Origin of the sequence: Amycolatopsis sp. NPDC047767 (assembly GCF_040704195.1) — a bacterium.
In the GTDB taxonomy this organism is placed as follows: domain Bacteria; phylum Actinomycetota; class Actinomycetes; order Mycobacteriales; family Pseudonocardiaceae; genus Amycolatopsis.
On sequence record NZ_JBEYSJ010000008.1, the window covers coordinates 228,974 to 242,815 of the forward strand.

The following is a 13,842-nucleotide window of genomic DNA, read 5'->3' on the forward strand; positions in this document are numbered from 1 at the left end:
CACTATACATAGCGAGTATACTTCGAGTGTATAGATGAAGTAAGCGCAGGTCAGGGGGCCCTCAGTCGAGCAAACGTCGTTACCGAGACCCCAGCGTCTCCGAAGGCGACCGGTGATACGCCTTGCGGTACTCCGCGGCGAACCGGCCGTAGTGCGGGAAGCCCCACGCGTACGCGACCGACGTCGCTGTCACCGTCTCGGGGTCGGCCTCCAGGAGCGCGGCGTGCGCGCCTGATCTGGCGCAGGTACCGCATGGGCGGAACGCCGACGTGACGCCGGAAGCCCACTTCGAGAGCGCGGGCGCTCAGCCCCGCCGCGTGGGCGATCTGCCCGACAGTGCGGAACTTCATGGGGTCTTCCTCGATCGCCATCGTCACACGTCGGATGGCCCGGGGATTGCTGTCGCCGGTCTTCGCCCCGAGCTGGTCGCTGTAGTTGTGGCGGTGGCTCACGAGCATGCCGGCCATCGCGAGCCGGCTGAGGCGCTCGGCCGTCGCGGGCAGTGCCATGAGCTCGAAGTGCAGCGGCCGGTCGAGCACCCGGCCCAGCATCATGGCCGGCTCCTGCTCCAGCGCGGTCCGCTCGATCGCCACCTTCACCCGAGCCTCGCCAAGCTGCTCGGCCGAGTCTGACCGGGAAACCTGCTCGTCGTCCGCGGACCTCGAAGCGGTGCCCGAGCTAGCGCACCTCGAAGACGTCGACCTTCACCGTCGACTGCGTGCGCGCGCCCTTGGCGACGGTGACCACGCGGTTGAGCCACTCGGTCCGCGGGCCGGCGGCTTCGAAGAGCAGGCATTCGCGGAAGTAGTACGAGTCCGGGTGGACGGCTTCGCCCGCTGCCATCCGCCGCAGGACGTCCGCGGGGCCGTGGCGCAGGCCGCGGCCGGTCAGGTAGACGAGGTCGTCGTGGTCGGTGCGCAGGGTTGCGCGCACGTCGATCTCGGCGACGCCGTCGGGGCGGACGAGCTGGAAGTCGGCGCCGCCGGGGAGGACCTCGCCGCTGAGGCGCTCGCCGGTGAAGGTGCCGCCCAGGATGTCGATCACGCGGCGCTCGCCGTGGGGTCCGTTGTGGACGGTCTTCGGCGGGGCGAGCCGGACGTCGAGGGTGAACAGGGGCACGAGGTCGAGCACGGGACAGGCTCCTTCGCTTGGCGGCACGGTGATCGCCACTGTAGTACACTCGTGTACGAAATATTCGTGCACGAGAGGTTGGAGGGATCGTGGCCGGGCTGAGGAGCAACCACGTGATCATGTTGCGCCGGGCCGTGCAGGCCACCACCGCGTGCTGGCAGGAGCGCATCACGGAGATCACGCCGCCGCAGTACACGGTGCTGCTCGCGCTCGAGAGCAGTCCGCAGTCGAGCCTCACCGAGGTCACCGCGACGACGATGATCGACTCCGCCACGCTCACGCCGCTGGTCTCCCGCCTCGTCGAACGCGGCCTGCTGACCCGCACGACGGACCCGGCCAGCGCGCGCCGGAAGCTGCTGAGCCTCACCGACGAGGGTGCGGCCGTGCTGAAGAAGGTCAAGCCCCGCGCCCGCGCCGCCGAGAAGGCGAGCCTCGAAGCACTGAGCGCCGGCGAGCGGGAGCAGCTGCTGACGTTGACGACGAAGATCGTCGACCACCACCGCGGACGGAACGCGTGATGACCGACCCCGCCGTCGCGCGCAGTGCCGAGCTCGAAGCGGAGATCCTCGCCGCGCCGTCGGGCTTCCGCGTCCTGACCGGCGACCGCCCGACCGGGCCGCTGCACCTGGGCCACTACTTCGGCACGCTGCAGAACCGCGTCCGCCTGCAGAACCGCGGCGTCGACACGATCCTGGTCATCGCCGACTACCAGGTGCTGACCGACCGCGACGTCGCCGACGACCTGCCCGGCCACGTCCGCGAGCTGGTGCTCGACTACCTCGCCGCCGGCATCGACCCCGCCCGCTCGACGGTCTTCACCCACAGCGCGCTGCCGGCGCTCAACCAGCTGCTGCTGCCGTTCCTCAGCCTGGTCACGGTGCCCGAGCTGCAGCGCAATCCGACCGTCAAGGACGAGATCGCGCACTCCCGTCAGGGTGCGGTCAGCGGCCTGATGTTCACCTACCCCGTGCACCAGGCGGCGGACATCCTGTTCTGCAAGGCCAACCTCGTCCCGGTGGGCCGCGACCAGCTCCCGCACCTCGAGCTGACGCGGACCGTCGCGCGCCGGTTCAACGACCGCTACGGCCGCGTCTTCCCGGAGCCGGAGGCGTTGTTGTCCTCGGCGCCGTCGCTGCTGGGCACGGACGGCCGGAAGATGAGCAAGAGCCGCGGCAACGCGATCGCGCTGCGGGCGTCGGCGGACGAGACGGCCCGGCTTCTCAAGGGCGCCAAGACGGATTCCGAGCGCGTGATCACCTACGAGCCCGAGCGGCGGCCGGAGGTGTCGGGCCTGGTGCTGCTGGCCGCGCTGTGCCGCGGCGTCGATCCGCTCGAGATCGCGGAGGAGGCGGGCGCCGGTGGTGGCGGCGCGCTCAAGCGCATCGTGACCGACGCGGTCAACGACCACTTCGCGCCGATCCGCCGGCGCCGGGCCGAGTTCGCCGGTGACCCGGCCCTCGTGCTCTCGCTGCTGCGCGACGGCAACGCCCGTGCGGGCGCCACGGCGGAGGCGACGCTCGCCGAGGTGCGGGAGGCGATGTCCACGGTGTACTGAACCGGAGACCGTGAGTACCACAGAAAACGCGAATGTCGTATTCGCTGTCGACCTCGCTTTACCTCGGGCTTTGTGCTGCGAAAAACGGTTTCGGAAGATCCGGCCTGCCGGAGACTCGATTTCCGTCGGAATCGGCCCAAGTTTCGCGTGCGCACCTGGCGTCGGTGCAAATCGGCGGATTACATGGCGGCGACCCCACACTGATGCGGAGAGCCGAGATGACTGAGACCACCACCCCGCGCGTCGCCGTCGTGACCGGTGGTTCGGGCGGGATCGGGCGGGCCGTGGCCACGCGCCTGGCCGCCGACGGCATGCACGTGCTCGTGCACTACTCGGGTGGGCAGGCCCGGGCCGACGAGGTGGTCGAGGAAATCACCGCCGCCGGTGGCGTCGCGAGCACCGCGCAGGCCGACGTCGCCGACGAGGTCGAGGTCGCGGCCATGTTCGACGCCGCGGAGCAGCGGTACGGCGGCCTCGATGTCGTCGTGCACACCGCCGGGATCATGCCGTTGTCGCCATTCCTCGATCTGAAGCTCGACGAGCTGGACCGCATCCACCGCACGAACATCCGCGGCACCTTCGTCGTCAGCCAGGAGGGCCTGCGCCGGATGCGCGCGGGCGGCGCGCTGATCAACACCTCGACCTCGGTGACCAAGCTGCAGCAGGTCAACTACAGCGCTTATGCCGCGTCCAAGGGCGCGATCGAGGCGATCACGCTGATGCTGGCGCGGGAAATGCGCGGGCGCGACATCACGGTCAACACCGTGTCCCCGGGGCCGACGGAAACGCCGCTGTTCACCAACGGCAAGTCGCAGGAGCTGATGGACCGCATCGCGGCGCAGTCGCCCATGGAGCGGCTCGGTCAGCCCGAGGACATCGCCGAGGTCGTCGCCTTCCTCGCCGGTCCGGGCCGTTGGGTCAACGGCCAGGTCATCTTCGCCAACGGCGGGGTCATCTGATCTTCCCCGGTTCACCCATCGGCGACGCGTTCCCGGCGCCCGATCCTGCCGTGCCGTTCCCGTTGCACGCCGTGGCCCTCACTCGCCTGGGCGTCCCGCTGATCGACGCGGCCAACGTCGAAGACCTGGCGGCCACGTGCGCGGAGCTGGGACGGCACAGCTTCCTGCTGGTCGCAGCACCGCCCCGGATCAACCGCACCACGGGACTGCCGGTGAACCCCGTCGCGGTTTTCTAGCTGCTCACGTCCATGCGCTGCGTGCCGATCACCGACAACAGCCTCATGGCTTCCTCCGAAGGCGAGCCCGGCACCGCCGTGTAGATCACCACGTGCTGGTCGCGGTCGGTCAGGTCGAGCACGTCGCAGTTGACGGTGAGGGGACCGACCACCGGGTGCCGGAACGTCTTGCGCAGGCTCGGTTCTGCGGCCACGTCGTGCGAAGCCCACAGGCGCGCGAAGTGCTCGCTGCCGGCGAGAAGGTCGTGGACCAGCTCGGTCACTTCGGGGTCGTCCGGGTAGCGGGCGGCGGTGGCGCGCAGGTTGCGGGCGGCGTAGCGGGCGAACTCGTCGGCGTCGGACACGCCGTAGAGGCGCCGGTCGTCCGACCGCAGGAACACGCGGCGCACCAGGTTCCGGTCGCGCCGCGACAGCGCGGAGAAGTCCTCCATCAGGGCGGCGGCGAGGTCGTTCCAGGCGATCACCTCGTACGTCGCCGACATCACCATCGCGGCGGCCTGCGGCAGCCGGTCCAGCAGGTCGAGGATGCTCTGGCGCACGACGCGCGACGGCCCGGGCCGTCGCGCCGCGGGTTCGCCGGCGAGGTGGTGCAGGTGCTCGCGCTCGGCGTCGCTCAGCCGCAACGCGCGCGTGAGCCCGCCGAGCACCTCGCGCGACGGGTGCGGGCCGCGCGCCTGTTCGAGACGCGTGTAGTACTCGGTCGAGATGAACGCCAGCTGCGCCACCTCCTCGCGGCGCAGCCCCGGCGTGCGGCGGCGCGGCCCCGCGGGCAGCCCGACGTCGGCCGGGGTGATCCGCTCGCGCCGGCTGCGCAGGAAGCCGGCCAGTTCTCGCCTGTCCACGCTTCCAGTATCCCCGCCGCACGGGGCTCAGCCAGGTACTGGCGATGCCTGAATAAGCCCGGCGCGGCGTCGCAGCCTGGGCTTATGGAACTCCACGAAACACCCGGCCTGCTGGCCGGCAAGGTCGCTTTCGTCTCCGGCGCGGGCCGGGGCATCGGTGCCGCCGCCGCGCGCCTGTTCGCCCGGGAAGGCGCCCGCGTGCTGCTGGCGGCCCGCACGGAATCCGAGCTCAAGACCGTGACCGAAGAGATCCGCGCCGCGGGCGGCACCGCCGACTACGTGGTCTGCGACCTCGCCGACGCCGCCGGCGTGCGGGTAGCTGTCGACCGCGCGGCCGAGCTCTACGGCCGCCTCGACATCGCCTTCAACAACGGCGCCACGATCCAGCAACCCGGCCCGATGGACGGCCTGTCCGAGGCCGAGTTCGACCACGTCTACGCGGTGAACCTCAAGGGCGTGTGGCTCGCCATGGCCGCGGAGGTCGCCGTCATCCGCGCGACGGCGGGCACGGGCGCCATCGTGAACACGTCGTCGGTCGGCAGCCTGCGGGGCAACCCCGAGCTGCCCGCGTACGGCGCCATGAAACGAGCCGTCAACAGCCTCACCGAGTCCGCCGCCGTCACCTACGGACCGGAAGGCATCCGCGTCAACGCCATCACCCCGGGCAACACCCTCACCGAGATGATCCGCGCGTGGGAGGCCGAATCGCCGGGCCTGCAGGACCGCCTCGTCTCGGCGACGCCCCTGCGCCGCGGCGCCGACCCGACCGAAATCGCGGAAGCCGCGGCCTGGCTCCTGAGCGACCGCGCCTCCTACGTCACGGGCGCCATCCTCCGCGTCGACGGCGGCGCGGGAGTCTGAGCGGCGAATCCGCGCTCCGGCGACGCGATCCCCGGTATTCTCGGCCGATCGGCTCTCTGGGGTGTCATGCGGAAGTCCCTGTGGTTCGCGCTGCCCGCGGCCGTCCTCGCGATGGCCGCGGTCGCCGCGCCGCTCGACGAGGACCCGGCCGTGGCGGCGGTGAAGCTCGACCCGGCGCTGAGCCTGGACCGCACGGCCTACGAGCCGGGTGCGGTGGTCCGGGGCACGCTCACGCTCACGAACGACACCGGCCGGCAGGTCGACGGAATCCAGGTGACGTGCGCGTCGGCGGATCCCTCGGATCGCATGGCGCTCAACGGGATCCAGACCAACCAGCCGCTGCAGGGCGGTTTCTCCGGAACACTGCGGGCGCACCAGACCATCACGGCGGGGCTGACCGGGCGGGTCACCGAGGACGGCGTGCGGCGCGGCGGGCTGGAGGCGACGTGCGTGGTCACCGCCGGGCGGTTCACCACGCTCAGCGGTGCGGCCGCGGGCGTGATCGGACCGGTCGTGCCGGTGACCGGGCACGTCGTCGAGGACGGCAAGCCGGTCGCGGGCGTCACCGTCGTCGCGGCGAGCCAGAGTCTCGCCACGCTCGACCGGACGTGGACCGCGGTCAGCGGCCCGGACGGCCGCTACCGGCTGTCCGGGCTGCGCGCGGGCTACTACCTGCTGAAGGTTCCCGGCCGCGCCGTCGAGAACGACTTCCTTTTTCTGGTCGCCGGCGCGACGGCGGATCACGACGTCGTGCTCACCCGTGGCGAGTGAATGCCACGCCACGCTCCATAGTGGACAATTCCACGCGACGATTTCCCGCGTGGAGTTTTACGAAAAACCCACGAGCCGCCGTAGCGGTCACATGACGCTGAGTACCGACCGATCACCCGTCCCCAGGATCACCCCGAAGAGTGGTGGCGCGAGCAATCCGCCAAGTAGGTGCAGGAACGACCTAGCGCAGAGTGAGAGAGCCCGGCCAAAACCACAGCGTTACATCACTCTTTAGTGGTGAAATTGCGGAAAACGTGGTCACTGACTCGGCTGATCGACGCGCTGCGCAGTGGATCTTGCTTTGCAATTCCGGGCCCCCTTGATAGCGTCGCGTTCTCGCCGGTGATCGACAGTTGCGTCGGGTCACGCGTGGATTCGGGGATCCGCGGGCGGTTCCATTCTTGGTGTTCGAAAGGACAATTCATGCGTTCTGCCCTGCTGCGCGGACGGACCCTCGTGGTCGCCGCTCCAGCTCTCGCCCTGCTCGCCACCGCCGCCCCCTCGGCGGTCGCCGCCGACGCGCCCGCCGGGTCGGCCTACGGCGCGTCCGCGTCGGTCTCGCTGCTGGCGGGAGTGCTGGGGGACAAGGGAATCTCCGTGGAGACGGGCAAGATCGCGCCGTCGAACACGGACGGCCCCACGTCCGCGGAGGTCGTCAACGTGCCGCTGAAGGGTCTGGTCACGGCGAAGGCGATCAGCAGCTCCGCGAAGGAGACCGACGGCAAGGTCGCCTCCAAGGCCTCCATCGTCGACGCCGCGCTGCCCGTGCTCGCCCCGCTCGCGGGCGCCACGCCGAAGGCGCGCGTGATCAGCTCCGAGTGCACGTCGACGCCCGACGGCATCACCGCGTCGTCCGAGCTCGCGGGCCTGGACCTCGGCCGCATCGGCAAGCTGCCCGTGGGCACCGCGCCGAACCAGAAGATCGGCGTGCCCGGGGTGGTGCAGGTGATCGTGAACGAGCAGATCAAGCACGACGACGGCTCCCTCACCGTCAACGCGCTGCACGTGAAGCTCCTCGGCGGCAAGGCCACCGGCGCGCTGGGCAGCGGTGACATCGTCCTCGCCTCCTCCACCTGCGCGAAGGTCGCCGCGACGCCGAGCACGCCCACACAGCCCACCGCCCCGGCCAAGCCGCCGGCCCAGGGCCCCGGCCAGGTCACCGTGATCCCGGCCGGCGCACCGGAGACCGGTGACGGCTCGCTCGCCACGGTGTTCGCTCAGTGAGTGGAGTGACCCGACGCCGGTACGGGCTCTTCGCCCTGCTGCTGGCCCTCGTCGCCACCTTCGCGCTGTCCGGCTGCGGCGCGGAATCGACGCCGGCCCAGCAGCCGGCGGCGCCCGCGAGCGCCGCGCCCGTGGTCGGGCTCGCCCGGTCGGTGCCGGTGTCGCTCGACGTGCCGAGCATCGACGCGCACTCCTCGCTCGTTCCGCTCGGCCTCAACGCCGACAAGACCGTCCAGGTCCCGCCCGTGACCGAACCACTGCAGGCGGGCTGGTACTCCAACAGCCCGACGCCGGGCCAGGTCGGCCCCGCCGTGGTCCTCGGGCACATCGACGGCAACCACCAGAAGGGCATCTTCTGGCGGCTGCACGAGGTGAAGAAGGGCGACCAGGTCGTGATCGGCCGCCAGGACGGGTCGAAGGCCACCTTCACCGTCACGAAGGTCGACCAGATCGCGAAGAAGGAATTCCCCACCGAAGCGGTCTACGGCAACACCACCGACCCGCAGATCCGCCTCATCACGTGCGGCGGGGCGTTCGACGCCGCCGCGCACAGCTACCTCGACAACATCATCGTCTACGGCACGCTCAACACGTAGGCGTCCCCGGACCAGGGCCCTGTCGTCTCGCGCTCGGGCGAGACGACAGGGCCCTGCTGCATCTCATGCTGCCGCGGCCACCGTCGTCAGCAGGGCGGCGCCTGCCGGCGTCAGCTCCGCCGGCACCTGCTGCCCGACGAGCCCGAGCCGCGCCGGGCGCACGAGTCCCTGGTGGGCCAGGGCGTGGGCGGTGAACTGGTCGCAGCAGGGCAGGCCGTCGACGAACAGGTCCGGTTCGGCGCTGCAGGTCACCCGCGCGCGCCCGGCGGCGACGGCCCGCAACATCGCGATCCCGCGTGAAGTGGTTCCCATGGCTGCCTCCTGAAGTCGGTCTCTACTCCTACGTCGAAGCAGAGACGGCCGTTTCGACATCCCAGCCCCCTAACCTGGCGGGAGAAGCCGCAACGCGACCGGGAGCGCCCATGTTGATCGAAGACCTGCAAGCCGTCCTGCCGCCCGAGGTCCTCGTGCGCGACCCCGACGTGCTGCGCGGCTTCGCCCACGACGAGGCCGAGTGGGCTCCGTGGACGCTGCCCGAGGTCGTGGTCCGGCCGCGCTCGGCCGAGGACGTGCAGGCCGCGGTGAAGGTCTGCCTCAAGCACGGCACGCCCGTGGTCACGCGCGGCGCCGGCACCGGGCTGTCCGGCGGCGCCAACGCCGTGGCCGGCTGCGTCGTGCTCGTCACCGACCGCATGACGGCGATCCACGAGATCGACGCCGTCGAGCGCCTCGCCGTGGTCGGCCCCGGCGTGGTGAACGACGACCTGCGCGCCGCCTGCGCCGAACAGGGCCTCTGGTACCCGCCCGACCCGGCGAGCTCCCCGTGGTCGACGATCGGCGGAAACGTCGCCACCAACGCGGGCGGCGTGTGCTGCGTGAAGTACGGCGTGACCCGCGACTACGTGCTCGGCCTGCAAGTGGTCACGGGCACGGGTGAGCTCGTGCGGCTCGGGCGGCGCACCGCGAAGGGCGTGGCGGGCTACGACCTCGCCGGCCTGATGGTCGGCTCCGAGGGCACGCTCGGCGTGATCACCGAGATCACCGTGCGCCTGCGGGCCCAGCGCGCAGCCGAGAGCACCGTGGCCGGCTACTTCGACTCCACCGTCGCCGCGGGCGAGGCGGCCGCCGCGATCCGCGCGGCCGGCGTGGTGCCCTCGGCGCTGGAGCTGGTCGACCGCCACTGCCTCGTCGCCGTGGACGAGTGGAAGAACATGGGGCTCTCGGCCGACGCGGAGGTGGTGCTGCTGGGCCGCAGCGACGCGCCGGGCGCGGCGGGGGAGCACGAGGCCGCCGTGATGCTCGAGTGCTTCGAGAAGGCGGGTGCCACCTGGGCGGCGCAGTCGTCGGACCAGGCGGAGGCCGACGCGTTGTTCGCCGCCCGGCGGCTGGCGTACCCGGCGCTGGAGCGGCTCGGCCCGCTGCTGACCGAGGACGTCTGCGTGCCCACCCACCTCGTGCCCGAGATGCTCGCGCGCATCGACCTCGCGGCGAAGCGGCACAACACGCTCATCGCCAACGTCGCGCACATCGGCGACGGCAACCTCCACCCGTTGCTCAGCACGCCGGCCGGCGACGAGGACGCGCGGCGGCGCGCGCAGGCCGCGTTCGACGACATCGTGGCCGACGCGCTGGCCCTCGGCGGCACCGTCACCGGCGAGCACGGCGTGGGCCTGCTCAAGCGGCCGGGGCTGGAAAACGAGCTCGGACCGGCGGTTCTGCAGATGCACCAGGCCGTGAAAAACGCGCTGGACCCGCACGGAATCCTCAATCCCGGGAAGGTTTTTGCTATTCACTCAGTCGAGTGAAAGTAAAGAGTCCGCAAAGGACAGTGATCGACCTGTGACGGTTCTCTCGTAACCGATTCACGAAGTTGGTTGCCACAGGCAAGCAACTTGCTTAGCCTAGCTAAGGGAACGAGAGAAAGGTTTCACTGTGGCCGAGCGCAGAACGTATTCACTCGCGGAACTGGGCCCGCGATACAAGTGGATCGCGCTGTCCAACACGACGCTGGGCATGCTGATCGCGACGATCAACTCGTCGATCGTGCTCATCGCGCTGCCCGACATCTTCAAGGGCATCGGGATCAACCCGCTGGAGCCGGCCAACACCAGCTACCTGCTGTGGATGATCATGGGCTTCCTGGTGGTCACCGCCGTACTGGTGGTGAGCTTCGGGCGGCTGGGGGACATGTACGGCCGGGCCAGGATGTACAACCTCGGCTTCGCGGTGTTCACCGTGTCGTCGATCTTCCTGGCCATCACCTGGTTCGACGGTGACGCGGCGGCGCTCTGGCTGATCGGCTGGCGCATCGTGCAGGGCATCGGCGGCGCGTTCCTGATGGCCAACTCGTCGGCCATCCTCACCGACGCGTTCCCGGCCAACCAGCGCGGTCTCGCGCTGGGCATGAACGGTGTCGCGGCTATCGCTGGTTCGTTCCTCGGCCTGGTCGTCGGCGGTGTGCTCGCGCCCGTCGACTGGAACCTGATCTTCCTGGTGTCGGTGCCCTTCGGCGTGGTCGGCACGATCTGGGCGTACGTGAAGCTGCACGACACCGGGGTGCGCAAGCACGCGAAGATGGACTGGTGGGGCAACATCACCTTCGCGGTCGGCCTCATCGCGGTGCTGGTGGGCATCACCTACGGCATCCAGCCCTACGGCTCGTCGCCGACCGGCTGGGGCAGCCCGATGGTGCTCTCGTGCCTCATCGGCGGCGTCGCGGTGCTGATCGCGTTCGTGGTCATCGAGACCAAGGTGGCCAACCCGCTGTTCCGGCTGTCGCTGTTCCGGATCCGCTCGTTCAGCTGGGGCAACCTGGCCAACCTCACCGCTTCGCTCGGCCGTGGTGGGCTGCAGTTCATCCTGATCATCTGGCTGCAGGGCATCTGGCTGCCGCAGCACGGCTACACCTTCGAGCAGACACCGCTGTGGGCCGGCATCTACATGCTGCCCATGACCGTCGGCTTCCTGGTGTCCGCGCCGACGGCCGGCATCCTGTCCGACCGCATCGGCAGCCGGCTGCTCGCGTCGAGCGGCCTGCTGATCACCGCGATCACCTTCCTGCTGCTGATCCTGCTGCCGGTGAACTTCAACTACTGGGCGTTCGCGGCGATCCTGCTCGTCAACGGCATCGGCATGGGCATGTTCTCCTCGCCCAACCGCGCCGAGGTGATGAACAGCCTGCCGGCCGACGCCCGCGGCTCCGGCGCGGGCATGATGACCACGTTCCAGAACGCGGCCATGGTGCTCTCGATCGGCTTCTTCTTCAGCCTGATCATCGCCGGCCTGTCGGACAACCTCCCGAACGCGATGTTCCAGGGCCTCACCGCCCACGGCGTGGCGGCCGGGCCGGCCAACCAGGTGGCGCACCTGCCCGCGGTGGCCGTGCTCTTCGCGGCGTTCCTCGGCTACAACCCGATCCAGCAGCTGCTGGGCGGCCAGCTGGGCAGCCTGCCGCCGGACCAGGCCTCGTTCCTGACCGGGCGCAGCTTCTTCCCGAACCTGATCTCGGGTCCGTTCCAGGACGGTCTGGCCGTGGCGTTCGGCTTCGCCATCGTGGTCTGCCTGATCGGCGCGGTCGCATCGCTGCTCACGAAGGACAAGGGCAAGGCTTCGGAATCGGTGGGTGAGGAGCTGGCCGCGGTCGCCGGGGAGTCCGGCGGCGGGCCGAGTGAGCTGGTGGCTCCGACCAGCGAACGCTGACCATTTTGGGTGCACGGGCCGTCCCGGGATTCGTTCCCGGGGCGGCCCTTTTTCACGCGGGGACGGGTTCTTTCACCGGGGTCGGCTCGGCGCGCTTCGCCGTGACCCGCCGGCCGAGCTCGATCATCGGCACCTCCACCCAGCGGTAGAGGAGATCGGCCATCAGCAGCGCGATGGCCGTGACACCGACCGCCGTGAGCGTGCGCGGGTGCGCCAGCTGCGGCACGAGCCCCGCGAGCGTCCAGCCGGCGATGGACTGGATGAGGTAGAGCGAGTACGACCGCTCCCCGACGAACCGCAGCGGTTTCACCGACAGCACCCGGCTCAGCGGCCCACCGGCCACGAGCGAGGGCAGCAGCAGCGCCACGAGCACCGCGTACGTCGTGCCGACGGCGACACCGCCGTCGTCGTGGAGGGCGACGGTGAGGTCGGTGAAGAACACCTGCACCACCACGATCACCGCGGCGACGGCGAAGCCCGCCGCCGGGTGCGTGAAGGGCCTGAGGACCGCGAACCCCTTGCGGTGGTGGAGAACGACGGCCATCGTGCAGCCGATCACGATCGACGCGTACGCACCGGAGTACGGCAGCACGGGCACCAGCGCGACGAGTGCCACGGCCAACCCTGCCGCGAACCCGAATCTCCGTGCGAAGCCCAGCCCGGCGACGCCGAACGCCAGCACCGGCCACACCAGGTAGAACTTCTGCTCGACGCCGAGCGTCCACGCCACCCCGAACACCCCGACGACGTGGAACTCGTTGAGGAACGTCGCGAACCAGGGGAGCGCCCCCAACAGGCCACTGGAGCGCAGCTCACCCCGGGCCGCCGTGACCACGACGAAGATCCCGAGCACCACGTAGTACACCGGCAGGATCCGGAACGCCCGCCGCAGGTAGAAGTTCTTGAGCGACACGCGGCCGGTGCGGTCCTCCTCGCGCAACGCCAGCGTCGTGATCAGGAACCCGGAGAGCACGAAGAACACGTGCACCCCGATCCACCCGTTCGCGCGCACCCACGCGCTGCCCCCGAAGTGGAACACCACCACCAGCACCGCGGCGATCGCCCGCACCCCGTCGAGCGCCGGGAACCGCCTGGTGGCGAGGTAGGTTTCGTGGGTCATCAGCATGAGTTCCCCCGGTCCGCCGCCCGACTGCTCGCGTACTGTAAACGGACTTGAGTGATATTCACTCTTTGGGGTGACTCGTGCAGGTCAGAGGTGGGTTCTAGGCCGCCCCCGACCGGGGGTTCACCGGCCGAACGACGCCGTCGCGATCTTCACCGGGTGCTTGGGCGCGCCGTCCAGCGGGCCGTTCGGGTCGGTCGGCACGATGCCGTCCTTCACCATGCGGTCGATGGCGTCCATGCCGCGCACGACCTTGCCCAGCACGGAGTACTGGGCGGGGATGTGGGCGAAGGAATGGACGATGAAGAACTCGCTCCCGTTCGTCCCCGGGCCCTGGTTGCCCATCGCGATCGTCCCGCGCTCGTAGGTCTCGGTGCCCGACACCTCGTCCGGGAACTTGTAGCCCGGGCCGCCCTTTTCGACTTCGTAGAGGTCGCCGCACTGGAGCACGCCGAGGCGCTCGGAGTCGGACAGGCGCCAGCACTGGGAGCGGTCGTAGAAGTGCTGCAGAACCAGCGACACCATGTTCGCCACCGCGCACGGAGCGACGCCCGCGCGGTCCAAGCGCACGGTGACCGGTCCGTAGTTGAAGTGGAACGTCACGTCGACCGTCCCGCGGGTCAGCGCGAACGGCAGGGGCCGGAGCACCGGACGGGCCGCCGGGTTGTCGGGCGTCGGCGTGAAGGTGCAGCGGACAACCGGAGCGACGGCGGACTCAGCGGCCGCAGACTCAACAGCAGCGGACGCAGCAGTGGCCGGCACGGCGAACAACGCCACAGAGGCCCCGAACGACAAGGCCGCGACCGAAAGAACAAGAGCGACCCAGCGTGACGTCATAGCCCCGC

The 13,842-nt window shown here is 70.2% G+C and carries 16 protein-coding genes; 10 read left to right on the plus strand and 6 right to left on the minus strand.

Annotated features, from left to right (window positions below):
* Positions 1-50 precede the first annotated feature (50 nt).
* Both AB0878_RS17510 and AB0878_RS17515 read right to left on the minus strand, forming a co-directional pair.
* Positions 51-599: a hypothetical protein gene (locus AB0878_RS17510; protein WP_366580951.1), complete on the minus strand. Its 549-nt coding sequence runs from the start codon at positions 597-599 to the stop codon at positions 51-53.
* A 79-nt stretch (positions 600-678) separates the two neighbouring features.
* Positions 679-1,131 carry a DUF3237 domain-containing protein gene (locus AB0878_RS17515; protein WP_366580953.1) on the minus strand — a complete coding sequence of 151 codons (453 nt, stop codon included), beginning with the start codon at positions 1,129-1,131 and terminating at the stop codon, positions 679-681.
* An 89-nt stretch (positions 1,132-1,220) separates the two neighbouring features.
* Here AB0878_RS17515 and AB0878_RS17520 point away from each other — a divergent pair, with 89 nt between their 5' ends.
* The 4 genes from AB0878_RS17520 to AB0878_RS17535 all read left to right on the plus strand — a co-directional run bounded on the left by AB0878_RS17520 (position 1,221) and on the right by AB0878_RS17535 (position 3,881).
* A complete protein-coding gene (locus tag AB0878_RS17520) occupies positions 1,221-1,649 on the plus strand; it encodes a MarR family transcriptional regulator (RefSeq protein ID WP_366580955.1) in 429 nt (142 codons plus the stop codon).
* Positions 1,649-2,686: a tryptophan--tRNA ligase gene (gene trpS, locus AB0878_RS17525; protein ID WP_366580957.1), complete on the plus strand. Its 1,038-nt coding sequence runs from the start codon at positions 1,649-1,651 to the stop codon at positions 2,684-2,686. The genes AB0878_RS17520 and trpS overlap by 1 nt, the downstream gene beginning before the upstream one ends.
* A 218-nt stretch (positions 2,687-2,904) precedes the next feature.
* Positions 2,905-3,645 carry an SDR family oxidoreductase gene (locus AB0878_RS17530; RefSeq protein WP_366580959.1) on the plus strand — a complete coding sequence of 247 codons (741 nt, stop codon included), beginning with the start codon at positions 2,905-2,907 and terminating at the stop codon, positions 3,643-3,645.
* Between the two features lie 50 nt (positions 3,646-3,695).
* Positions 3,696-3,881, plus strand: coding sequence for a hypothetical protein (locus tag AB0878_RS17535; protein ID WP_366580961.1), 186 nt, complete (start codon positions 3,696-3,698; stop codon positions 3,879-3,881).
* Here the strand turns inward: AB0878_RS17535 and AB0878_RS17540 are convergent.
* On the minus strand, positions 3,878-4,723 hold the full coding sequence (locus tag AB0878_RS17540; protein WP_366580963.1) for a helix-turn-helix transcriptional regulator: 846 nt from the start codon (positions 4,721-4,723) through the stop codon (positions 3,878-3,880). The two genes, AB0878_RS17535 and AB0878_RS17540, sit on opposite strands and share 4 nt — an antisense overlap.
* 84 nt (positions 4,724-4,807) lie before the next feature.
* Between AB0878_RS17540 and AB0878_RS17545 the strand changes: the two genes are divergently transcribed.
* The 4 genes from AB0878_RS17545 to AB0878_RS17560 all read left to right on the plus strand — a co-directional run bounded on the left by AB0878_RS17545 (position 4,808) and on the right by AB0878_RS17560 (position 8,175).
* Positions 4,808-5,584, plus strand: coding sequence for a glucose 1-dehydrogenase (locus AB0878_RS17545; protein WP_366580965.1), 777 nt, complete (start codon positions 4,808-4,810; stop codon positions 5,582-5,584).
* Positions 5,585-5,650: 66 nt separating this feature from the next.
* Positions 5,651-6,355: a carboxypeptidase-like regulatory domain-containing protein gene (locus AB0878_RS17550; RefSeq protein WP_366580967.1), complete on the plus strand. Its 705-nt coding sequence runs from the start codon at positions 5,651-5,653 to the stop codon at positions 6,353-6,355.
* Positions 6,356-6,778: 423 nt separating this feature from the next.
* Positions 6,779-7,579, plus strand: coding sequence for a choice-of-anchor P family protein (locus AB0878_RS17555; RefSeq protein WP_366580969.1), 801 nt, complete (start codon positions 6,779-6,781; stop codon positions 7,577-7,579).
* Positions 7,580-7,584: 5 nt separating this feature from the next.
* On the plus strand, positions 7,585-8,175 hold the full coding sequence (locus tag AB0878_RS17560; protein ID WP_366580971.1) for a class F sortase: 591 nt from the start codon (positions 7,585-7,587) through the stop codon (positions 8,173-8,175).
* A 63-nt stretch (positions 8,176-8,238) separates the two neighbouring features.
* On the opposite strand, the gene AB0878_RS17565 is transcribed toward AB0878_RS17560, so the two are convergent.
* Positions 8,239-8,487, minus strand: coding sequence for a hypothetical protein (locus tag AB0878_RS17565; RefSeq protein ID WP_366580973.1), 249 nt, complete (start codon positions 8,485-8,487; stop codon positions 8,239-8,241).
* A 110-nt stretch (positions 8,488-8,597) separates the two neighbouring features.
* On the opposite strand from AB0878_RS17565, the gene AB0878_RS17570 reads away from it, so the two are divergent.
* Both AB0878_RS17570 and AB0878_RS17575 read left to right on the plus strand, forming a co-directional pair.
* Complete coding sequence (locus AB0878_RS17570) at positions 8,598-9,980, plus strand: FAD-linked oxidase C-terminal domain-containing protein (RefSeq protein WP_366580975.1); 1,383 nt, start codon at positions 8,598-8,600, stop codon at positions 9,978-9,980.
* A gap of 127 nt (positions 9,981-10,107) precedes the next feature.
* Positions 10,108-11,874: an MFS transporter gene (locus AB0878_RS17575; RefSeq protein WP_366580977.1), complete on the plus strand. Its 1,767-nt coding sequence runs from the start codon at positions 10,108-10,110 to the stop codon at positions 11,872-11,874.
* Between the two features lie 52 nt (positions 11,875-11,926).
* Here the strand turns inward: AB0878_RS17575 and AB0878_RS17580 are convergent, their stop codons facing one another.
* Together AB0878_RS17580 and AB0878_RS17585 are read right to left on the minus strand one after the other, a co-directional pair.
* Entirely contained in the window at positions 11,927-12,994 is a 1,068-nt protein-coding gene (locus AB0878_RS17580) for an acyltransferase (protein ID WP_366580979.1), read from the minus strand.
* 126 nt (positions 12,995-13,120) lie between these two features.
* Complete coding sequence (locus tag AB0878_RS17585; RefSeq protein ID WP_366580981.1) at positions 13,121-13,834, minus strand: peptidylprolyl isomerase; 714 nt, start codon at positions 13,832-13,834, stop codon at positions 13,121-13,123.
* Between the last annotated feature and the right edge of the window lie 8 nt (positions 13,835-13,842).